General features: G+C 46.6%; 28 protein-coding genes. 25 read left to right on the forward strand and 3 right to left on the reverse strand.

What is annotated here, in order from left to right; translation table 11 throughout:
- The 3 genes from AB1I50_RS09400 to AB1I50_RS09410 are packed head-to-tail and all read right to left on the reverse strand — an operon-like array spanning position 1 to position 2157.
- Positions 1 to 1707 (reverse strand): recombinase family protein, encoded by a 1707-nt coding sequence (locus tag AB1I50_RS09400; RefSeq protein ID WP_407723774.1) that lies wholly within the window; start codon positions 1705 to 1707, stop codon positions 1 to 3.
- Complete coding sequence (locus tag AB1I50_RS09405; protein WP_407723775.1) at positions 1682 to 1939, reverse strand: hypothetical protein; 258 nt, start codon at positions 1937 to 1939, stop codon at positions 1682 to 1684. Before AB1I50_RS09405 ends, AB1I50_RS09400 begins: the two co-directional genes overlap by 26 nt.
- Positions 1939 to 2157 (reverse strand): hypothetical protein, encoded by a 219-nt coding sequence (locus AB1I50_RS09410; protein ID WP_407723776.1) that lies wholly within the window; start codon positions 2155 to 2157, stop codon positions 1939 to 1941. The genes AB1I50_RS09405 and AB1I50_RS09410 overlap by 1 nt, the downstream gene beginning before the upstream one ends.
- 11 nt (positions 2158 to 2168) lie before the next feature.
- On the opposite strand from AB1I50_RS09410, the gene AB1I50_RS09415 reads away from it, so the two are divergent.
- From AB1I50_RS09415 to AB1I50_RS09535, 25 genes are all read left to right on the forward strand, one after another.
- Positions 2169 to 3107, forward strand: coding sequence for an MSCRAMM family protein (locus tag AB1I50_RS09415; protein ID WP_407725333.1), 939 nt, complete (start codon positions 2169 to 2171; stop codon positions 3105 to 3107).
- 105 nt (positions 3108 to 3212) lie between these two features.
- Positions 3213 to 4715: a SpaH/EbpB family LPXTG-anchored major pilin gene (locus tag AB1I50_RS09420; RefSeq protein ID WP_407723777.1), complete on the forward strand. Its 1503-nt coding sequence runs from the start codon at positions 3213 to 3215 to the stop codon at positions 4713 to 4715.
- A 49-nt stretch (positions 4716 to 4764) separates the two neighbouring features.
- The gene (locus AB1I50_RS09425; protein WP_407723778.1) at positions 4765 to 5628 is read left to right on the forward strand and encodes a class C sortase; all 864 of its coding nucleotides are present in this window, start codon (positions 4765 to 4767) and stop codon (positions 5626 to 5628) included.
- A complete protein-coding gene (locus tag AB1I50_RS09430) occupies positions 5625 to 5915 on the forward strand; it encodes a DUF4314 domain-containing protein (RefSeq protein WP_407723779.1) in 291 nt (96 codons plus the stop codon). The genes AB1I50_RS09425 and AB1I50_RS09430 overlap by 4 nt, the downstream gene beginning before the upstream one ends.
- 7 nt (positions 5916 to 5922) lie before the next feature.
- Positions 5923 to 6060 carry a CopG family transcriptional regulator gene (locus AB1I50_RS09435; RefSeq protein WP_407723780.1) on the forward strand — a complete coding sequence of 46 codons (138 nt, stop codon included), beginning with the start codon at positions 5923 to 5925 and terminating at the stop codon, positions 6058 to 6060.
- Positions 6053 to 6625, forward strand: a complete 573-nt coding sequence (locus tag AB1I50_RS09440) for a hypothetical protein (protein ID WP_407723781.1) — start codon at positions 6053 to 6055, stop codon at positions 6623 to 6625. Before AB1I50_RS09435 ends, AB1I50_RS09440 begins: the two co-directional genes overlap by 8 nt.
- A gap of 33 nt (positions 6626 to 6658) precedes the next feature.
- Entirely contained in the window at positions 6659 to 7780 is a 1122-nt protein-coding gene (gene dcm, locus AB1I50_RS09445) for a DNA (cytosine-5-)-methyltransferase (RefSeq protein WP_407723782.1), read from the forward strand.
- 6 nt (positions 7781 to 7786) lie between these two features.
- Complete coding sequence (locus AB1I50_RS09450; protein ID WP_407723783.1) at positions 7787 to 8428, forward strand: DNA cytosine methyltransferase; 642 nt, start codon at positions 7787 to 7789, stop codon at positions 8426 to 8428.
- Positions 8429 to 8447: 19 nt separating this feature from the next.
- Positions 8448 to 9467 (forward strand): hypothetical protein, encoded by a 1020-nt coding sequence (locus tag AB1I50_RS09455; RefSeq protein WP_407723784.1) that lies wholly within the window; start codon positions 8448 to 8450, stop codon positions 9465 to 9467.
- Between the two features lie 11 nt (positions 9468 to 9478).
- A complete protein-coding gene (locus AB1I50_RS09460; RefSeq protein WP_407723785.1) occupies positions 9479 to 11011 on the forward strand; it encodes an LPD28 domain-containing protein in 1533 nt (510 codons plus the stop codon).
- Entirely contained in the window at positions 11008 to 11577 is a 570-nt protein-coding gene (locus AB1I50_RS09465) for a hypothetical protein (protein ID WP_316618990.1), read from the forward strand. The genes AB1I50_RS09460 and AB1I50_RS09465 overlap by 4 nt, the downstream gene beginning before the upstream one ends.
- Positions 11574 to 11915 (forward strand): hypothetical protein, encoded by a 342-nt coding sequence (locus tag AB1I50_RS09470; protein ID WP_407723786.1) that lies wholly within the window; start codon positions 11574 to 11576, stop codon positions 11913 to 11915. The genes AB1I50_RS09465 and AB1I50_RS09470 overlap by 4 nt, the downstream gene beginning before the upstream one ends.
- 28 nt (positions 11916 to 11943) lie before the next feature.
- A complete protein-coding gene (locus AB1I50_RS09475) occupies positions 11944 to 12312 on the forward strand; it encodes a hypothetical protein (protein WP_407723787.1) in 369 nt (122 codons plus the stop codon).
- Positions 12312 to 12461 (forward strand): hypothetical protein, encoded by a 150-nt coding sequence (locus AB1I50_RS09480; RefSeq protein ID WP_316618993.1) that lies wholly within the window; start codon positions 12312 to 12314, stop codon positions 12459 to 12461. The genes AB1I50_RS09475 and AB1I50_RS09480 overlap by 1 nt, the downstream gene beginning before the upstream one ends.
- Before the next feature lie 95 nt (positions 12462 to 12556).
- A complete protein-coding gene (locus AB1I50_RS09485) occupies positions 12557 to 13531 on the forward strand; it encodes a DNA adenine methylase (protein WP_407725334.1) in 975 nt (324 codons plus the stop codon).
- Positions 13513 to 13734: an AbrB/MazE/SpoVT family DNA-binding domain-containing protein gene (locus AB1I50_RS09490; RefSeq protein ID WP_407723788.1), complete on the forward strand. Its 222-nt coding sequence runs from the start codon at positions 13513 to 13515 to the stop codon at positions 13732 to 13734. The genes AB1I50_RS09485 and AB1I50_RS09490 overlap by 19 nt, the downstream gene beginning before the upstream one ends.
- A gap of 10 nt (positions 13735 to 13744) precedes the next feature.
- Positions 13745 to 14053, forward strand: a complete 309-nt coding sequence (locus AB1I50_RS09495; protein ID WP_407723789.1) for an AbrB/MazE/SpoVT family DNA-binding domain-containing protein — start codon at positions 13745 to 13747, stop codon at positions 14051 to 14053.
- Positions 14040 to 14750 carry a DUF3849 domain-containing protein gene (locus AB1I50_RS09500; protein ID WP_407723790.1) on the forward strand — a complete coding sequence of 237 codons (711 nt, stop codon included), beginning with the start codon at positions 14040 to 14042 and terminating at the stop codon, positions 14748 to 14750. Before AB1I50_RS09495 ends, AB1I50_RS09500 begins: the two co-directional genes overlap by 14 nt.
- Positions 14747 to 15427 carry a DUF3846 domain-containing protein gene (locus tag AB1I50_RS09505; protein WP_407723791.1) on the forward strand — a complete coding sequence of 227 codons (681 nt, stop codon included), beginning with the start codon at positions 14747 to 14749 and terminating at the stop codon, positions 15425 to 15427. Before AB1I50_RS09500 ends, AB1I50_RS09505 begins: the two co-directional genes overlap by 4 nt.
- A 15-nt stretch (positions 15428 to 15442) precedes the next feature.
- Positions 15443 to 15877, forward strand: a complete 435-nt coding sequence (locus tag AB1I50_RS09510) for a septation protein SpoVG family protein (protein ID WP_407723792.1) — start codon at positions 15443 to 15445, stop codon at positions 15875 to 15877.
- Between the two features lie 70 nt (positions 15878 to 15947).
- Complete coding sequence (locus AB1I50_RS09515; protein ID WP_407723793.1) at positions 15948 to 16697, forward strand: hypothetical protein; 750 nt, start codon at positions 15948 to 15950, stop codon at positions 16695 to 16697.
- A gap of 57 nt (positions 16698 to 16754) precedes the next feature.
- Positions 16755 to 17909 carry a hypothetical protein gene (locus AB1I50_RS09520; RefSeq protein ID WP_407723794.1) on the forward strand — a complete coding sequence of 385 codons (1155 nt, stop codon included), beginning with the start codon at positions 16755 to 16757 and terminating at the stop codon, positions 17907 to 17909.
- A gap of 100 nt (positions 17910 to 18009) precedes the next feature.
- Positions 18010 to 18354 (forward strand): hypothetical protein, encoded by a 345-nt coding sequence (locus tag AB1I50_RS09525; RefSeq protein ID WP_407723795.1) that lies wholly within the window; start codon positions 18010 to 18012, stop codon positions 18352 to 18354.
- Between the two features lie 75 nt (positions 18355 to 18429).
- A complete protein-coding gene (gene crcB / locus AB1I50_RS09530) occupies positions 18430 to 18789 on the forward strand; it encodes a fluoride efflux transporter CrcB (protein ID WP_407723796.1) in 360 nt (119 codons plus the stop codon).
- Between the two features lie 94 nt (positions 18790 to 18883).
- Positions 18884 to 19741 carry a hypothetical protein gene (locus AB1I50_RS09535; RefSeq protein WP_407723797.1) on the forward strand — a complete coding sequence of 286 codons (858 nt, stop codon included), beginning with the start codon at positions 18884 to 18886 and terminating at the stop codon, positions 19739 to 19741.
- The last annotated feature ends 83 nt before the right edge of the window (positions 19742 to 19824 follow it).

Raw genomic sequence — 19824 nt, forward strand, 5'->3', positions numbered from 1 at the left:
TTATGCGGATTTAGCTGTGGGGATATACTCCACGTCTACGCCTTTTCGGGTGTTGGCTTTGTAGTTTTCGTCCTCTGTTGTCGGCAGCTCCAAGTAGCCGACAAAACGATAATAGATCACAATGCGTTGAGTGTAGTTCTTTTTGCCGCCTTCTTTTTCGTACACATCAATGTGGTCGATAAGCTCACGGAGCATTGGTGCTGTCAGAGAATCCATCTCCATAAACTTTCTGACAGCTTTAAGGAAATCGTCCTTGTTTTGCTCCATTTCGCTGATTTTGGCAAGGCGTTCCTTGTGCTCAAAAATCTTTGTTTTCAGTTCAAGGCGTTCAACCTCATATTTGTGCGAAAGCTCCATATACATCTCATCGCTTAGCTTGCCGGAAACATTGTCCTCGTAGGTTTTGGCGAAAAGTGAAGTGAGCATTTCGTTTCGGGCAGTTGCCCGGTTCAGCTCGGTTTCTAAGGTTTTCTGCTCCGCCAACATATCGGCGTTGGTTTTCTCAGCGAGGAGCTTTGCAAATTCTTCCTCGTGAAATTCCAGATACTTTGCTAAACGACGGAGTTCTAACATCACTACCTGCTCAATGGCATCAGCTCGGATATAGTGCCGTGTTTCACAATTGCCGCGGGTATCCTTTTTGTAGTTTGAACAGCTAAAGAAATGGATTTCCTTGTTAGTAGTATTCGTGTGATACCATAGCTTGCTGCCGCAATCGGCACAGTAGAGAAAATCACAAAACATATTCTTTTCGCCGTTTTCCTTTTTCGGAGCACGGCGCTTTGTCTTTACGACAAGTGCCTGCACCAACTCAAAATCATCACGATTGATAATCGGCTCGTGAACGTCCTTGAAAATCACCCAGTTTTCTTTAGGATTATCGTAGCGTTTCTTATTCTTGTATGATTTGGAATAAGTCTTGAAGTTGATGATATCGCCGCAATACTCTTGCTGGGTAAGGATTTTGGTGATAGTTGTTTTGCACCACTTGTATTTGTTAGGCTGTGTAACCTTACCGCCTTTTCGGATACCCTTTTCTTGCCAATACGCCATAGGAATCAGCACCTTGCGCTCCTGCAAGATACGGGCAATCGTTTCATTGCTCTTGCCTTCAAGCGCCATTTTGAAGATGTCACGAACGACCTGTGTCGCTTCGGGATCAATAACCCACTTCTTAGGATTATCGGGAGATTTGATATATCCATATGGCGGCGGAGCTAACGGCTCGCCTGTGCTGCCACGAATACGATAGGACGATCGGCACTTCTTACTGATGTCCCTTGCGTAAAACTCGTTCAACACATTCTTGAACGGTGCAATCTCACTTTCGCCTTCATCGCTGTCTATATTGTCATTAACGGCGATGAACCTGACATCTCTGTCAGGGAAATAGGTATCCATATAGTATCCGACCATATCATACCGCCTGCCAAGACGGGAAAGGTCTTTAACTATAACCGTAGAGATATATCCGAGATCAATGTCCTCAATCATCTTTTGAAAGCCAGGACGCTCAAAATTTGTACCTGTATAGCCGTCGTCAACGTAGAATCGAGTATTGGAAAGCCCGTTTTCCTTTGCAAAGCGTTTTAGTAACTTCTTTTGATTGGCGACCGAGTTACTGTCACCTTCTACGCCGTCATCACGGGACAGGCGGCAGTACAAGGCGGTGATGCCAGCCTTATCCTGTTTCTTTTTCGACTGCAATGTTGTCCTCCTTTCCGACAGCCGAACACACATTTTCTTCTGCCATAGTATCATTTTCCTCGGTGACTATCAAATGTGCGAAATTACTTGTGAAGATTCTTTTTACACAGGTTGGAAAAGAGGTGTTGTCCTCTTTCCGTCCTGTATGCTTGAACGCCGCCGACACAATGTAGGTAGCGCCGTTGACTTTGTATTCGTGTTCTTCGCCGTAAAGTGATTGTATAATGCTCATTATCGTTCCTCCCTGTTGCGCTGCCTGCGCCTATGATCGTCCTGCGCTAATTTGAGTAAGCGCTTGTAAATATCCTGTGGCGTGAATTTCTTCGGGAAATACTTGCTCAGTTCATCGAGCTGAAAGCTGATTTTCTCACGCTGATTCGGTTTTTCCTCGGATATGATTTTTGATATGGTTTCGCTGTCAAGTTTACCTGCCTGAGAGAGCTTCTTCATTTGGATTGCTTGTGAGAGCGAAGGCGTTTTGTCCTCCAACTCGACAGCTTCAAACAAATCTTGTTGCTCATTTTCGGTTAGATAAGGAGATTGAAACGCCCGCGTCTTATGAGCTGTCCGATACGGTTTATCCCGTTACGATTGAGGCAAAAGAAGATGGCGAGATTGCTTATGTGTTAGCCGTCACCGACAAAAAGCTGCCCACGAGGATTCAGGTTATCAAGGTAGACGAAAAGAGCAATCCCCTCGCAGGTGTTCAGCTTCAAGTGCTCGACAGTTCGGGAAATATCATCATACCGACATGGACAACTGACGGCAAACCATACGAAATAACCGGTAAGCTCGAAGTCGGAAAGACATATAAACTGCACGAAGTAAAGACCTTGACGGAATATACTCTCAGCAAAGATGTGTCCTTCACCGTCAAGGATACAACAGATGTTCAGACGGTCAGGATGATTAACCGCAAGAAAACCGGACAGGTTGTAATACAAAAGCTCGACGGCGACGGCAAAACTCTTGTCGGAGCGCAGTGGATTATTTATGATTCCAACGGCAATGCTGTCAGATTTTATCGAATTTCAGAGGGGCTGTACACCTACACCTCGAGCGGTTCCAATCTGACGCTGTCTTCAAGTATACCGTCACTAACCGCTATGAACTTGCCTTTGGGTGAGTATTACCTCATTGAAGAAACCGCGCCGAACGGCAAAATGGCAAACGGCAAAAAGATACCGTTCAGCATAAAGCCCGACAGTACAGAAACACTGAACCGTACCATTACCGTCAAGGACAACAACATCATCATTCCCAACACCGGCTCCAACGGCAGAGTTTTATACTATGCTGTGGGGCTTTTTTCATTTACCGCCGCGTTAGCAGCGTTCACATACTACAAAAAAAGAAAAACTATCAATCACGCACCCGATAAGGGTGCTTTCCCTATCTAATCACAAAAAATAAACAAATATACCCGCCGTTGAAGAAGTTTTCCTTAAAACAATATTTTCCAAAGGCGGGAGAGAGTGCCCACCGGCACAAGGAGGATTTTTCAAATGAAAAAGTATTTTATCAAATCAACATCTATTCTTTTTATCATTCTCACCATCATTATCACCGCGGTTCCCTTCGCGTCGGCAGCGACCTTGCTCGATGAATCCAAGAAGGTCTCCGTCACAATGAACTGCACCAAGCCCGGCTACAGCTTTGAGCTGTTCAGGGTTGCCGACCTCACCACTACATCCGGCACTGCCAACGAAACAGCGTATACGCCGCTTTTTGACAGCATCGCAAGCGAAGTCAAGGCGGGCAACAACAAAAATCTCTTGTCAAAGCTCGACACACTGTCGCCTGTCAATACTGCCATGCCGACCGGTGCGGTTTCCTGCGGCACTTTCACGACATCCGCGACAAGCACCACCAAGACTTATTCCAATCTGGCACAGGGCATTTATTATGTGAAATGTACCAAGTATCCCGCCGGTGTTAAGTCTGTGACAAACTCTGTGTTTTCACTGCCTTACTTCCAGAATAATTCATGGGTTTACACGCTTTCCGCCATCAACCTTGCCAACAAGGTCGTTGACGGCACAGCCACTACCAAAAAGGAAATCACCAACTCAACCAAGAACAATGTCAACTACACTGACGTTTCTGTCGGCGATACCGTTGAATACGCCCTGTACAATACCGTTGCCGGTTCCACATCCAACAAGCTCGAGCAGTACACCGTTAAGGATAAGATGAGCAAAGGTCTCACCTTCAACAAGGATTCTGTTAAGGTATACCTCGCCGACAGCAGCAAGGCGAAGATTGCAGACCTCACCAAAGACACCGATTACAAGCTGAACGTCACAAGCGAAGGCACAGGCAAAGACACCGAATTCAATGTAGCGCTGAACAAGACCTATCTCGCTAAGAACGACTTCTATGCTTCCAACGTCAGCTATGTCATTGTCACCTACTCAGCTGTACTCAATGATTATGCCGTCAAAGGCACAGCAGGCAACCCCAACGAGGACGTTGAGCTGACCTACGGCAACAACTCTTCCGTTGAAAGTGTCCCCGGCAACACCGTATATGCCTACACCTATGGCGTAAATGTTATGAAGAAGAATGAGAACGGCACTGCACTGAGCGGTGCAAAGTTCAGTATTTATGCCACCAGTGCCAATGCGGAGAGTAAGCAGAATGCGATTGGTTCTGGTACATCCGATACAAACGGCGCAGTTCTTTTCCTCAATGCGCAGGGCAAGGAGCTGAAGCTCGCAAGCGGCACCTACTATATCGCAGAAACTGAGGCGCCCTCCGGTTACAACGTCTACGGCAAAGTAATCCCTGTTACCATCAACGCTACCTACCGCACTGCTATCAGCAACGGCACATGGGTACAGAGCGCACCTGCGAACGGCACCGCTTCGGTAACCGTTACCGATACCAAGCTCATCGTTCCCCAGACCGGCGGCTACGTCATGTATCTCTACATTGCCGGTGCTGGTTCTGTTCTTCTCGGCAGCGTGATGCTTGTTCTCGTCAAGAGAAGCAAGAAGAATAAATAATCACTTATGAATGAAGGGGCGGCTGCGGTCGCCCCAAGGGTGACGAAACATGAAAAAACGAAAATCTCTTTTTATGATTCTGACCGTTGTGCTGATTCTGTTCGGAGCGGTTTGCTTTCTCTATCCGGCTGTCAGCAACATTGTCAATGAACAGTTTAATGAGAGCAGGATTGACGAGTATACCGATAATGTGGACGCCATCTCACAGAATGAAATCAATCGTTATTTTTCTGTTGCAGAAAAGTACAACACAGCATTAGCCGAGGATGTCAGCGACGGAAACAGCGACGTTTCGGTGCTTTCTGATTACGAAAACATCTTAAATCTCGATGACGGCGTTATGGGATATGTAGAAATCCCTTCTATTGCTGTCCGTCTCCCGATTTATCACGGTGAGAGCGAGGACATCTTGGAAAAGGGCGCGGCGCATTTGGAGCATACATCATTTCCAATCGGCGGTGAGAATACACACGCCTGTATATCGGCACACTGCGGCTATCCGACACAAAAATTCTTTGATGACATCGACGAGTTAAAAAACGGCGATGAAATTACAATCAATGTTCTGAACAGAACGCTGAAATATGCCGTAACCGGCACTGACGTAGTTGAGCCGGACGATTCGAGCAAGTTGGAGATTATCAAAGGAAAGGACATGCTGACGCTTGTTACCTGCACGCCTTACGGCATCAACAGCCAACGCCTGTTGGTTCACGCGGAACGCATTCCGTTTGAACCGGCTACGGCAGACTCGCCAGCGATTGTTTCACAGATTCCGCAGGTGGATAATCGAAATTATCAGGCACAGATAGTCATCTCCGGACTTGCAGTTATCGTCGTTATTGTCTTGAAAATTCACTTTTGGCGCAGAAAAAGAAAGAGGATTCAAAACACAATGGAGGTAACAGAATGACAAAATGGGATCGCCTGAGCAGACAGGCACAGAGAATGAAAGAAAACTATCCTGCCGGAACGAGAATCATGCTTTTGCACATGGGCGCCGATCCGAACCCGGTTGCGCCGAACACCAAGGGTACGGTTGCATTTGTTGATGACATCGGCACACTGCATTGCGATTTCGACAATGGCAGAAGCCTTGGCGTAGTACCCGGCGAGGATACCTTCCGCACACTGACAGCAGAGGAATTGGCGGAAGAACAGAGTTCTGACGAGAGCGAAGCTCCGACAATGCAGATGTGAGGTTTTTATGGAGCATTACATTGAAATCCCACAGGAGTATGTTGAGCCGCTTCTTCGCAGTGCAGCTGAAACAGGGCTTTCGATTGAGGAAGTTGTAGATTCGGCTATTAAAAACTATTTGGAAAGGATGATTAAAAATGCCTGACGGCGCAAAGAAAGGCATTACCGTAAAGGTAGATGCGGCGCTTCACGCCGAAGTGAGTGCCTTTATCCGTGAACACGGAATGACAATGTCAGAGTTTGTTGCTTCTGCCTTGGACAACGAGCTTCACCCCAAAATTACAGAGAAAGAAGGAGATAACATGGCAAACACAAGAACCGTTGCTTTTCAGGTGCCCGAGGAGCTGTTTCAGCGCATCAAGGACTATCTGAACCGCAACCATATGACGCAGAAACAGTTCCTGCTCGGACTCATCGAGCGCGAGCTTGACCGCGAACAGAGCACTCGTGAGGGCGAGAACGCCGTTTTTGACGACGAAAACGAGCCGGACGACGAGGAACCCGACCTCGAAGAAAACGGCACAGAGGACGATTTTGAGGACGGTTTCGACGATGAAGCCGACGAGGATGAATACGACGATGAAGAATCTGATGAGGAAGAAATTAATGAGGATTCCGGCGACGAGGATGAATTCGAAGATGAAGAATCGGAGGACGATGACTACATCGACGACGAATCCGAGGACGAAGAATACGAAATGAGTATGTAAAGGAGGACTATTCTTAATCAGGTCGGATGCCCTATGGCAATCCGATTCTTTGATATGTTTGCGGGCATCGGCGGTTTTCGCAGCGGCTTGGAAGCAGTCGGAGGTTTTGAGTGCATCGGTCACTGCGAAATCGACCCTTACCCGAATAAGGCATACAATGCAATTTTTGATACGAGAGGTGAATATTACTGTGATGATGCAAGAAAAATTAATCCCGTCGAAATGCCCGACTTCGACCTTGTCTGCGCGGGATTTCCTTGTCAAAGCTTCAGCGTTGCGGGAAAACGGCTCGGCTTCGAGGATACCCGAGGCACTCTCTTCTTTGAGGTTGCCCGATTGCTTAAAGCGAAACGGCCTGCATTCTTTCTTTTGGAAAACGTCGTCGGACTGTTATCGCATGACGGGGGCAGGACACTTGAAACCATCTTCTCCGCGCTTGTTGAAGTGGGGTATCATTTTGAATGGTGCGTGCTTGACAGCCGATATTACGTTCCACAACAGCGAAAACGGCTGTACATTGTCGGATATCTTGATGGACGATGTGCCGGAGAAATATTTCCTCTCGCAAGCCGCGATGCGAAAAATCTCAGGCAGATTATCGGCGGCAGCCAAGGACAGCGCGTCTATGACCCCGACGGCATAGCTTGTACACAATGTGCCGGTGCAGGCGGTAATGGAGCTAAAACAGGTCTGTATTTCATTGATATGAATCCCGATCCGAAAATCACAGACATTTCGCGGACGATTATTGCCAGACACAACGCCGGCGTTACCAATCACAAGGGCGTTAATTCCGGCGTTTTGATTGAGGACAAGCCGAGAGCGATTATCTCACCGCAGAAGGAAACCGTCCGTCAGAACGGCAGGCGTGTGAAAGAGCCGGACGAGCCGATGTTCACTATCACAGCCACCGACAGGCATGGCGTGGTGCATGAGGGCAGAGTCCGCACCTTGATGCCGATTGAATGCTGGCGGTTGCAGGGCTTTACCGATGAGCAGTTCTACAAGGCACAGAACATGGGCTTGTCCGATGCCCGGCTTTACAAAATGGCAGGTAACAGTGTGACTGTACCTGTCATTTCTGCTATTGGCGAGAAAATCAGGGCGGTCAATGAAAAATACGCCATAATCCCAACCACCGATTCGCGTGGTTAGGTGTTTATGAAGGTATTGGAGTTGTTCGCCGGTACCCGTTCAATCGGCAAGGCTTTTGAAAAGCGCGGACACCAGGTGTTCAGTGTGGAATGGAATAAAAGCTTTGACCACATTGATTTGTACAAGGATATCGGCGAGCTTACCGCACAGGAGATTATTGACCGCTTCGGCTATCCCGATGTTATCTGGATGAGTCCCGACTGCACGACCTTTTCCATAGCCGCCATCAGCCATCACAGAAGAAAAAATCCCGAAACAGGCAGCCTTGAACCTGTGAGTGATTACGCCAAATTCTGCGACAAGGTGGACAAGCATTGTTTAGAGCTGATTCAGCAGCTCCATCCGCGCTTCTGGTTTATTGAAAATCCGAGAGGCGGCATGCGGAAAATGGAGTGGATGCAGGGCTTGCCGCGGTACACGGTAACCTACTGTCAGTACGGCGACACACGGATGAAGCCGACAGACATTTGGACAAACCATCCCAATCCGAGGTTTAAGCCTTGCTGTCACAACGGCGACAAGTGCCATACGCCTGCACCGAGAGGTTCAAAGACCGGCACACAAGGCTTGAAGGGCAGCATTGAACGGTCAATAATTCCCGAACAATTATGTGAACATATCGTGGATATTTGCGAAGAATCCATGTAAAGGAAGGAGGTAAAAAGCAATGAAAGATTACAGCGAATTATATGATTGGTTTCTGAAAGACATCATCAAGCCTGCCGTCATTAAAAACGGTGACAAGGTCGATATGTTTGTTCGTCTTCCTTATGACGACGACTTCGATTACATCTATCATCAGGACAATTATAACGGACAGGCACTTACACCTACACGTTTGGAATACTGTGGTATTTACAACAAACTGGACGGTCAAATCTATGACGCACAGTTCTCATTGAGAGGCAAGCTGCCGGAAATTGACTCCGGTAAATCTATGATGAATTTGTTCGATGATTTCGATAAAGATGTTCGTAGATTTATTGAGGAAATTGTTGGCGATGATATCGGCAATCTCCGCAGCCCATTTTTCGGGGATGAACACTTCACTGTTCACTTGGAAGATTTCAAAAAGTGTTTCGCTGATGGCATGGCACGGGTTATGTTCCTCGATAAGGAGTCTTCGGAGGATTTGCACTATGAATGTGATTTCACAACAGATACAACGGACAGCACGTTGATGTTGAAGTATCTTCGTCATCCGACGGCATCAGTTGAACAAACAGCTACAGATTACTGGATGAATCATCAAGACGATATTTTGTTGGAACTTCGGAAGAATGAAGTCCTCAGAGAAAAGCTCAACAGGATTTATGCAGAGAAAAATAATCCTCTGCATAAACAACGAGCCATCATCGAAGCCGTCAGGGAAAGCGGCGCCAAAACTGTGAATGTTACCATCATAAAAGGCGGCGAGGAGTTAAGCTTTAAGTACAGCGCTGACCGGCTTTGTCGCTTTAACAGCAGTGATTACGGTACATGGGAAATGTCGCCGAAGGACAGACAGGTTTTTGAAGAAACGTATGGCAGAGGAAGTAGCTTTGTTCCAGAGGATATCTCTGAAATATCATACCGCGGAAAAACACTTTATGACAGCAGTACCTTTATGCCTGAAACGCCCGAAGATGATAATTACGAAGATGTCGAATGCGAGGACGATGACGAAGGATTTACTATGAGTATGTGAGGTGAGTGATTATGAGTATTCAAATGACAATTGAATTATCAACCGAAAAACCAAGGCACAACGGTTTTTATACCGCCCAGCTGGATTTGCCCGCGACAGATATGGAGATTGAGGACGCTGTCCGGCGCGCACGATTTCATAACAAATCGGCGCGAAGATACTTGGCAATTGAGGAATCAGAGCTGTTTGACGCATCCTATTTGGCAGTCGGTACTGACAGTCTTCATGAGCTGAATTACTTAGCCCGTCGTCTTGACGGTTTGTCTGATGAGGACGCCGTTAAGTTTGCGGCTGTTTATGCGGCAAGAACAGAAGAATTCCCGCGTGACGCATATATGCAGGTACGCTCTGCAATCAACATGACCTATGGTCTGGATGCGGTTCCGGTTGCGTCCAATGTCAGCAATAATTATGAGCTCGGAAAGTTCATAGTAGAAAATGACTTTGACGAGCGTTTTGAAAACATCCCCGATTCGGTCTTAGAATACCTTGATTACAGAGCAATCGGAAAATCATTCCGTGAGCAGGACGGCGGCGAGTTTATCGGCAGGTGCTATGTTCCGACAAGGTACTATGAAACACAGAACGTGTACGACGGCGAACATCTTCCGCCGCCTTCACCCGAACAAAGCGCCGTGTTCAGCCTGTTAGTCGCACCCGCTCCCGAAAGCGACCCCGATGAGGTGTTAGATTTGGCACAGTGGCTTCATTTACCTGCAAGCGTGGAACAAATGGATGCATTAGCAGAGCAGCTCGGTGCGGATAAGATTCAGGATTGTGTTTTTTATGACTTCAAAAGCGGTATTCCGCAGATTGAAAAGTATATGATTCACAGTATGAGCGATATTGAAAAGCTCAACAAACTTGCGGAGGATTATTCGTCGCTAACGGCGGAAAAGCGGACAATGTTCAAAGCTGTTATGGAAAGAGGATATACCTCCACGCTTGACGGTGCCATTGCTGCTTTCAAGTGCATGGATAACTATGAATTTGACTTTGAAGCAGAGAATTCCGATGACTTCTTCAAGAAATATCTTGCCTATCATGCTCCGACGAACTTTGATAACCGTTGGCTGGACGGCATTCGCTCCGAGGTTGACGCGGACAGGCTGCTTCAGCGTTTGGGAGCAACACAGACGCCGTATGGCATCGTATCCAAACAATTCGGCAGTTTGTTTGCCTTGACAGACTATTTTGAAGCCGAAAAATTCGAGCTGATTGAGGTTGTCGGTCAGCCCGCTTTGTTTTCTGACAGTCGTATCTCCGATACAGAGGTTCCGAATGGATTGCACCGTTACGACCTACGTGTCGGTGATGATGACTTTTGTGACGGCGCTATCGAGAAAAACGTGTATGTCAATTACGGCGGCAGCATTCTTCTTCAGCAGCCGCTTGACCTCGGTGCAGACGGATACATTCAGTTGGATGAAGATTCTTCGCCGAATTTTACAGGCGAGGAAATGACCGCTGAAAAATTCGCGTCAACCGATTTCACAGAGTACGATAGCGAGGACTTTAATCAGACAGGAGGGATGCGTTTATGAGCATCAAGAATATCACAACCGATGACCTTCGGAGAATGAACGACTCTGAGGGTATCATTTTTCAGGGCTGCGGCGGCGATCCGCAGGAGTGGGTTGACGGCATCAACGAGCTGCTGACGGAAAGTAAAATTCTGCTGAACGGTACGAGATTTTCCGATGTGTATCAGTTTCAGCATGATGAGTTGACCTGCCTGCTGTTTCCGTTCTCAGGCGATGTGCAGCTCGACACCGGCAAGCTCGCTATGTGGCGTTTGGGAACTTACAGTCAGTTTGGCGGCACATGGCTCACGGATTTTGTCGAAAATAATCTCGGTGGCTTTGAGAACGAAAGAGTCAAGCCTGACTGTGCATTAATCAGCGAGAATGGGAACATCTTCCATTTGACAGGAAAAGCAGCCCATACCCTCAAGCAGAATGGTATGTCTACCGAAGCGGACGAGATGATTAAAAAGGTCATGCGTTCGGGCAGTTATGAAGAAGCGCTTGGCGTTATCGGCGATTATGTCAATATCACCGACGGCTCGGAAAGTGAAGATTTTGATGAAGGGCAGGGCATGTCGTTATGACCTATGACGAATTTCTGCATCAGCTTGAAAATCTTAACGAGGACACCGATGCTATTGATATCTATACCTCGCCCGACTTTCAGTGTGACCAAACAGGCGGTTTCCCAACATCGCTTTGTGTGAATTGGGATAAGGGCAAGGCTTGGCTGCAGCTGAACGACAATGTCAACACAGACGGCGATGTCGCTGCAAAATATGAACAGCTCTGCGCCGATTACGTTATCAGGGATTGCCCTGATATTGAGAGATTCAACCAGATCCTTTCCTCGCTTGGCGATGATGCACGGTTAACCGCTTCTCTGCCGGAGGATGGAGAGAATTACACCTATACAATGTAAATAAATCAACAGAGAGGATGACGACTATATGATTGTCAGTTTGAAAAAGTTTCAGGAAAAATACGGTCTCCTCGATGAAGCCTGCCGTCAGTGGTGTGCTTTGTCGAAGGACAATAACAGCCTATTGGACGGTGTCGGCTTTGGGAATTTCTACAAGAAGCTCTCCCGTGAAAAGTATGAAGAATACCGTCAGAACCCCTATACGTTCAGCATCGCTGAACCCGGAAAAATGATTGTTCTTCCGCTTACCCGTGCCGAGACGCTTACACTGGAAGAACTTGTCGCCAATGCGTTGTGCGGCTATCAGGACAAGTCAACAGAAGATACTTTGATGGACTTGGAAATCAAGTTCGCCGGTCTCCACAGCGAATCGGCAACGGAAGGGATGAGATTATAATGGAAATCCTTTGGTTTGTTATCGGAATGATGGTCGGCGGCTGCGTCTCTACATTTTTGATGTGCTGTCTGTCCATTCATCGAATCAACAAATATGAAGCGGAGATTCGCAGGCTCCGCAACATGGTCGAAAGACTGAATAAAATCTAACTGCAAATAATACAGGGTATCAATCGCAGCCCCGCGGCGAATGATACCGTCCTAGTCGTTGCGGGGATTGATACTCTCGGAAACGAGGGATCTAAATCAGAACACCGGTATCACGAGTAGGAAATAAAACTTCTATCCTACATATAATCTATAATCTGTTTCCGCTTCATTACGGCAGATTTATAGATGTTTTCGGCGGTTCGGGCAGTGTGTTGCTCGGCAAGCCGACAATTGACGCCTTTGAGGTATATAACGATTTTGACCGCAATTTGGTGAATCTCTTTCGATGTATGAAAGTCAGACCAATGGCAGTCATCCGCGAGCTTGGTTTTTGCAATCTCAATTCCAGAGATGATTTTGATGTTTTAAGAAAATTCTTTGAGCATGAAATCTTTACCGATGATTATCTTGCTGAGGAATTGGAACTGACCGAAATCATGTTGCCGCCCGCACAGGCAAAAGAACTCAAAGAGTTACGCCTTCGCATCGAGCAAGATTACGATGTTCGCAAAGCGGCGATGTATTTGAAATTACAGCGTTACAGTTATTCAAGCAGCGGTAAATCATTTGCATCTCAGCCATTTGATATTCGTAAGCTGTTTCATTTGATACAGCAGCTTGAAAACCGTATGGCGAATGTGGTTGTTGAAAATCAGGATTTTGAAACGCTGGTGCAGCACTATGACCGCGGAGATGCGTTTTTTTATCTTGATCCACCGTATTTTGCCACCGAGGGAATGTACCCCGGCGGATTCGGAACGGACGACCACAAGAGATTGCGAGATTTATTAGGTAACATCAAAGGCAAATTCCTATTGTCATATAACGATTGTCCGGAGATTCGGGAATTGTACAAGGATTTTGAAATCTTTGATTTTACCCGTACTCATTCAATGGCACAACGATATGAAGCGGGAAAAGAGTTTAAAGAATTACTTATCGCAAATTATGACTTTTACGAGCGTGTCAAGAATCTTCCGTTGCAGATGAATCTTTTTGATGACGCCGAGAAGTTCGACTATATGAAAATATTAAAGGAGTGTATTATTACATGCAAATTATCAACTTGAGCACAAGCCCAAATGTATTTATTTCTATGCCTGTAGAGGCACTTATTGATGCGGGCATTGAACCCGGCGACGCATTTGAAATCGGTGTTGAGGATGAGAAAATCATCATTCAGAAAGCACAGCCCGACGATAAATGCCTTTGCGACGGTGATTGCAACACTTGCCCTTTCCGCGAAATTGACTGCGACGAAACGAATTGTTAAGGAGAAAATTATGACCGGCGACATTATTTTCAGATTTTTGGGTAAATACGGCAAAACGACCATCCCCAAGAAAATCCGCGACAGCCTTGAACTTCAGCGCGGTGACATTCTGTCCTTCGAGGAATTGGATGATGACAGCATCATTATCAGACGTGAAAGCATCTGCAACTGCATTCCGAGAACGCCGATTAAGGAAAAAAAGGAAACCCTACTTGATTTCCTTAACAGCCTGTCTCCCGAACAGAAGGCGGCCGCTCTCGTTCATCTTTCCATGCAGGTTGCCAATCAACAGGGGAGCAACGAGAATGTCAATATTTAAACCGCTATACCGCTATACGCTTCAGAATGCTATCGAGTTTGATGAAGTTGAGAAGTGGCGTGAGAGTCACCGCGAAAACTGCAAATGCGCCAACGAAATTACCGACGCCATTAACAGTCATTATCACGACAACATCCTTGACAATTGCGTTCAGCCGATGATTGAAAAATACGGTTTTGACCGCGTCAATTGGGTAATTGCCAACACCATCCGCGAGGGCATTCAGGATGGAAGGTATTCCGATGAAAACAAGAAGTGGGCAGCAGGTTTTGATGTGTTGAGCAGCGACCAAAACTGGCATTTCTGTGTGACAGCTCACCCGGGTTTAGTAGATATTTTCGCCAATCAGCTCAGAGCAGCTTGGAACGAGCTGGGACTGTTTGACAGAGCTGCCGTAACAGATGAAACAGATTACGAAGGCCAGTTGCTGATTCTCAAGCCGACGGTTCTCGCTGACGAATACAGAAAATCCGATTTTCAGCTTTTCTACGCCACAGACGGCTTCGGCTGCAATCCGAAAAAGGTTGGTGCAAGGGTGTTTGGATTCTTTTTGAAGGATGATGAATTCACGTCCTTCCGCCGCCATGATTTTTACGGCGTGGCAAATGACGATGCTTTACCCGATTGGGCGCTTGATAAGCTCAATGACATCAGAGAAAAGCTGACGATTGATGAAACGGAGGTGACTCAGTCATGAGAGTAAAAATTTATCAGATGAACACTGACCGCGACCGTCACTTGATTAAGTTTCTCGGATTAGAAAGCATGAAGAAATTTATGGGTGTTAATTCCGTTGACTATTCGCTTTATGATGAGGTATTCAATGCGGAGCTTGATACCGACAATCTCGAGGAAATCTATACTCGTTTTAACACGGAAAAACATCCGCTCCACAGGGGGCATGCTTTGTCGGTTTCCGACGTGGTCGTGACCGATAAAGGCGCGTTCTTCTGTGATTCAGTTGGATTCAAACAAATCGAATTTGATGAATCGCAGACACAAAAACCCGAAAATCTCATGCGTGTGCTTTATGTTGAACCCAGCAAAGCACCGTATGAAGCGGAGATTGGCAATGACCTTCGCAGTATGCAGCGCGCCGTCGGGAACGGACTCATTGAACCGATTTTTATGGATGATGGCTGTGTGCTGGTCGGTAACGAAGAAAGCAAGCTCAGAGGAATGCAGGGCAACCGTCACCTTGACGGCGGCGGTATCATTGCCGGGCCGTTTTTTATCTGCGGTGACACAGGAGAAGACTTTCGCTCATTAACGGACGAGGAAGTCAACAAGTATATGGAAAAATACGCTGAACCCGAGAACATTTCCGATGACGAAACCCAGTCGGACGTCGGGTTCATTTTTTATGGATTTTAAGAAGGAGAGATTATTATGGCACAAACATACAGAAATAACAATCAGAGAAACAATCAGAATCAGCAGACACGGAAACAGAACGCTCCGGCTATCCGCGCGAAAATTGACCGTCTCGTTGACGGCGACGGCAATACCAGAGCTTACGCCGGCATCAATGTCGCAGGTGCGGTAGCCATTCATGGCATCCGCGTGATGGACTCGCGCAAGGGTTTGTTCGTATCCATGCCGAACCGTTCCTACAAGGACAGCAACGGCAACACACAGTACAGCGACATTGCCCACGCGGTCACCAAAGAAGTGCGCGAAGCCATCAATAAGCAGGTGCTTGACGCTTACAATCAGGCGTTGGAAGAAAGTCAAAACGATGGCTTCACCGATTTGGACGACGATGAGGATTTACCGTTCGACGAGGATGAGGACGGCAGTATGGGTTTTGCGCCTTCAATGTAAAATTTTTCCGATTCTCGCTGGACTTTCCGAAACAGTGACAGTATACTGCTCGTTGAAAGGGGGATGACGTATGAAAAAGTTAGCAGTCATCTTAGCCATCTTAATGGCAGCAAGCAGCTTCAGTGCCTGTTCACAGGCAGAAAACAGCACGGAAACAACTTCCATTCCATCCGTAGCTACGCCATCCGAAATACCGGAACGGCGCACCGAATCCGACAGCCACACTGAAACGGAGAACGCCGAGAAATCGGCTGTGTCGGCTTTTCAGGAACAGTCGGGAACGTACCCGACTACGCCGAAAAAAGCAGACGTTAGCCCAACGTCGCCGCAACAGAGCCGCGTTTCAGAGAACAGTAAACCTGATACCACAAGCGTGAGATCAGGAAACAATTCCTATTCATCGGTTGCCTCTAAACAAAGCAAACCACCCTCGCAAGGCAATACCGCTAAGCAAAGCCGTGAGCAAATGCAGAGAGTAACAACAGCACCGGCGGAGAAAGAACAATCCAAGCCCACTCCAAAGCCGACAGAACCTCCCACAGAAAAGGAAGAAGTCGATTACAGTCAGATTGTCAGCAACCTGATTGCATACGGTCAGCAGCTTGGCATGGTTTACAACGGTTCACTCGGTATCGGCAATGCCGGATGGTTTCCGCCGACAGATATCAGCAGTTACACCGATACCGCCGCTGCCACCGCTGCCTGCTACGGCGACGTTGATTACGTCCCGTACTACTATGCAGGCTTGGGCACAGCGCCGTCCGATATTATGTTCAATGTAATTGCAAGCGGCGGACAAATCTATGTAGTATACGGATAATAAATCACAATCCCCGAATCAGCAATGGTTCGGGGATTTCAGATTGGAGATGATAACATGTATATTTCAGCACATATAAGCTATGACGGGAAATCCGCTGAAATTGATTTCCCTGTCAGTGATGATTTACTCAACGACATTCTGACAGAGTCAAAAATGCCGACGGACACAACATTACCATTCTTCGTTGAGGATATCCACTATCCTTCGGAGCTGTCTACGCTCAGCGCGAAAGACATTAATCTGGATGAGCTGAACTTCCTTGCCAAACGGCTTAATTCCTTTACGGATGACGAGCTGGAGCAGTTCTATGTTGCGGCAGAACACGAGAATTTCAAAACACTGAAAGAGTTGATAAACCTAACCTATAACCTTGACAAGTTCACCGTTATCAAGGATGTAAGCGACATGGCAAAGGTAGGCAGGGCTTACACGCTCAACACCGAAGGCAGTGTTCCTGCAGATTCAAGATATGACGCAAAATATGCAGAAATCGGCAGAAAGCTTCTCGGCTCAGGGCGCGGAATATTCACGGAACACGGCTTGCTGTTTGTCGAAAACAAGCCGATGGATGCAGTCTATGACGGACGGGTGCTGCCCGGCTTCGCATACAAGGATTTTATCGTTAATGTTGACCTTACCTACAAAGGAAGGTGTGAGAGCCTGTTCCTTCCCGAATCAATGCTCGCCATTGATAAAGCCGTTCGCAGGCTCGGCGCAGCATCCATCGAGGATTGTGAATGCACATACGAATTTGAGAATCCCAACTACGGAAGATTTGCTGTAAAGTTTGAGGATATCTTGGATAACGAGGGCATTGGTGGGTTGAACGCGCTTGCATATCAGTTTTACACTTACGGTGTGGATACAGAGAAACTCGACGCGGCTATTGAAATGACGGGCGTGACTTCCTCCAAGAACATCATCACACTAATCAACTATCTTGACGATTTGGAACTGATAACAGATATCGACAAATACGATTTTGCCGGCGTTGGACGCTATTATCTTGACCAATCCACCGACCTTGAAATTTCCCCGGATTTATTGGACTTCTTCGACTTTGAAAAATTCGGTGAGTACATTGCCGAAGAACATTCTGGACATTTCACCTCGTGCGGCTTCCTCTACTATGACGGTGCCAATTACATGAGTGAGATTGAAAACGCGCTTGAAGATGAGAGCAGCGGTATGCATTTGGGAGGAATGTAAAGATGACAAATTCCCGACAACACGAACTGTTTAACGAACTTGTGGGCTGGGTGTGTGAGCATGTGTCAAACGATGAAGAACTCTCAATGGAGGAAATGGCATGAGCGTGATGTTTTCAAAGGTGACGCTGACCGCTGATAACGGCAACACTGCCTCGCTGCTCTGCTCCGGCTGTCCGCACGATAATTACGATTTGGAAGATTGGACTATCTATCAGAAATTTATGTCGGATAACCTCGGTTGTGAATCCGTCAAAGCTGAGGTTGAAACATTCATCTACGGCGATGGTGAGGTCTTTACTGCCAATGAATATGAGGTCGCAGCCTTCACCGGCAGAGGCGAAAAGTTTCTCCATCATCCCGACGTCCACTTGCAGAGTATGTCGTCATTTACCATCTATCCGCCCTTTGTGTCCTTACAAAATGTGATGGACAGGTTGAGTTAAATATGATATGATGTTACTAAGATAAATCGGAATTTAACGATGGAATAATTCTTATAAAAGAATCAGGAGAACGATATGAGTTTTTTATTTGTAGCGCTTGGCGGTGCGCTGGGGTCGGCATTAAGATATACAATCAGTTTGATACCTTGTAAAACGGATTTCCCGTTTCTGACATTGATAACAAATTTCATCGGCGCATTAGCTATAGGCTTTGTTATCGGAATAGCACATGATAAATCTCCCAACACACTTTTGTTTTGGAAAACAGGAGTTTGCGGAGGCTTTACTACTTTTTCCACATTCTCACTTGAAGCTTTTTCTTTATTTGAAAGGAAGATGTTTGTGCTTGGAGGTTTGTATGTAGTACTCAGTGTAGGGTTATGTTTAGTAGGAGTTTTATTTGGCAAGAAACTTTCGTCTCTGCTTCAATTATAAATTCTGATTTATTTCATCAGTACAAAGTAATAAACAATCAAAGCCATGAGGTTTCAAAAGCCTTGTGGCTTTTCTTTTTTGGAGGTGAAATCAAATGTTACTAACCGCTTTAGTACAGTATTCGAGGGGCACCCTTATCCTTAACCTGCCGCGCGACCGTTACGACTTGGCTTTAAAGCTCGACTCCATCGGCATTACAAAAAAGTTTTGGGATAAGCTTCGGATTGCCGACGATGAAGATAACGAATTCAGTGTCAAGCTGTTCGGCGAGAACGACATCGGAAAGCATTTGTCCCTGATTTTTACGGAAAACGACACCATTTTTGATGTTAACAAGACGCTGCAGATTTTAGAAAACTCTATTGAAGAAATCCGCGACGATTTGGAAATGAACATTGTTCACGACCAATACGACACGCCCGCGGAGCTTATCGCCGATATTGAGCGCATGACGGATGAAGTGGGCAGGTTTACCGAAAACTTTTACTTTCCGCTTATCGGCAACATGGACGAAGATGACGGCTACGGTCAGTATGAGGTTGACAACAGCCTGCTCCAGTGCTACGAATGGGATATCCGCGATCTGCTTCAAAAGGAGCAGGATTTAGACGGAACGGACATGAAAGACTTCTTTTTTGATGATGACAACTTGCAGAAGAAAATGGTGTCATGTAAATGGGATATTGTTGACCGAAATGATACCCTCTATGGTAAGGTGGACATCCGGCTCAAAGAACCGATTACAGCAGAAGAAAAAGAAGTATTGCGGGAGTGGATCATCGGTCAAAATGCAGACGGACTTGGAGAAAGTCTTGAACAGCGCCCGATAGAAACCGAGGACGGCGACCTCTATGTCTCTATGTGGAACGGCGGCGCTGACTATTTCGTGTACGACGAGGATGAAATGAACGACTACCTTGCACAGCAGCAGGGCGGCGGCATTTCACAGTAAAATACTACATCAAAATAAGGATGTGATGATAAACATGATTCAGAAAACAGAATAGAAGAACAATCGGCAGAGGACGACCTCTG

The organism is Ruminococcus sp. NATIVEDY161 (assembly GCF_045819895.1).
GTDB lineage: Bacteria > Bacillota > Clostridia > Oscillospirales > Acutalibacteraceae > Ruminococcoides.

Coding starts and splice junctions, on each gene's coding strand:
- AB1I50_RS09510 (WP_407723792.1), top strand. CDS start 15,443: ATGGCACAAACATACAGAAATAACAATCAGAGAAACAATCAGAATCAG.
- AB1I50_RS09500 (WP_407723790.1), top strand. CDS start 14,040: ATGTCAATATTTAAACCGCTATACCGCTATACGCTTCAGAATGCTATC.
- AB1I50_RS09440 (WP_407723781.1), top strand. CDS start 6,053: ATGCCTGACGGCGCAAAGAAAGGCATTACCGTAAAGGTAGATGCGGCG.
- AB1I50_RS09465 (WP_316618990.1), top strand. CDS start 11,008: ATGAGCATCAAGAATATCACAACCGATGACCTTCGGAGAATGAACGAC.
- crcB (WP_407723796.1), top strand. CDS start 18,430: ATGAGTTTTTTATTTGTAGCGCTTGGCGGTGCGCTGGGGTCGGCATTA.
- AB1I50_RS09470 (WP_407723786.1), top strand. CDS start 11,574: ATGACCTATGACGAATTTCTGCATCAGCTTGAAAATCTTAACGAGGAC.
- AB1I50_RS09535 (WP_407723797.1), top strand. CDS start 18,884: ATGTTACTAACCGCTTTAGTACAGTATTCGAGGGGCACCCTTATCCTT.
- AB1I50_RS09435 (WP_407723780.1), top strand. CDS start 5,923: ATGGAGCATTACATTGAAATCCCACAGGAGTATGTTGAGCCGCTTCTT.
- AB1I50_RS09505 (WP_407723791.1), top strand. CDS start 14,747: ATGAGAGTAAAAATTTATCAGATGAACACTGACCGCGACCGTCACTTG.
- AB1I50_RS09430 (WP_407723779.1), top strand. CDS start 5,625: ATGACAAAATGGGATCGCCTGAGCAGACAGGCACAGAGAATGAAAGAA.
- AB1I50_RS09495 (WP_407723789.1), top strand. CDS start 13,745: ATGACCGGCGACATTATTTTCAGATTTTTGGGTAAATACGGCAAAACG.
- AB1I50_RS09455 (WP_407723784.1), top strand. CDS start 8,448: ATGAAAGATTACAGCGAATTATATGATTGGTTTCTGAAAGACATCATC.
- AB1I50_RS09405 (WP_407723775.1), bottom strand. CDS start 1,939: ATGAGCATTATACAATCACTTTACGGCGAAGAACACGAATACAAAGTC.
- AB1I50_RS09525 (WP_407723795.1), top strand. CDS start 18,010: ATGAGCGTGATGTTTTCAAAGGTGACGCTGACCGCTGATAACGGCAAC.
- AB1I50_RS09425 (WP_407723778.1), top strand. CDS start 4,765: ATGAAAAAACGAAAATCTCTTTTTATGATTCTGACCGTTGTGCTGATT.
- dcm (WP_407723782.1), top strand. CDS start 6,659: ATGGCAATCCGATTCTTTGATATGTTTGCGGGCATCGGCGGTTTTCGC.
- AB1I50_RS09480 (WP_316618993.1), top strand. CDS start 12,312: ATGGAAATCCTTTGGTTTGTTATCGGAATGATGGTCGGCGGCTGCGTC.
- AB1I50_RS09410 (WP_407723776.1), bottom strand. CDS start 2,157: ATGAAGAAGCTCTCTCAGGCAGGTAAACTTGACAGCGAAACCATATCA.
- AB1I50_RS09475 (WP_407723787.1), top strand. CDS start 11,944: ATGATTGTCAGTTTGAAAAAGTTTCAGGAAAAATACGGTCTCCTCGAT.
- AB1I50_RS09520 (WP_407723794.1), top strand. CDS start 16,755: ATGTATATTTCAGCACATATAAGCTATGACGGGAAATCCGCTGAAATT.
- AB1I50_RS09460 (WP_407723785.1), top strand. CDS start 9,479: ATGAGTATTCAAATGACAATTGAATTATCAACCGAAAAACCAAGGCAC.
- AB1I50_RS09420 (WP_407723777.1), top strand. CDS start 3,213: ATGAAAAAGTATTTTATCAAATCAACATCTATTCTTTTTATCATTCTC.
- AB1I50_RS09490 (WP_407723788.1), top strand. CDS start 13,513: ATGCAAATTATCAACTTGAGCACAAGCCCAAATGTATTTATTTCTATG.
- AB1I50_RS09450 (WP_407723783.1), top strand. CDS start 7,787: ATGAAGGTATTGGAGTTGTTCGCCGGTACCCGTTCAATCGGCAAGGCT.
- AB1I50_RS09515 (WP_407723793.1), top strand. CDS start 15,948: ATGAAAAAGTTAGCAGTCATCTTAGCCATCTTAATGGCAGCAAGCAGC.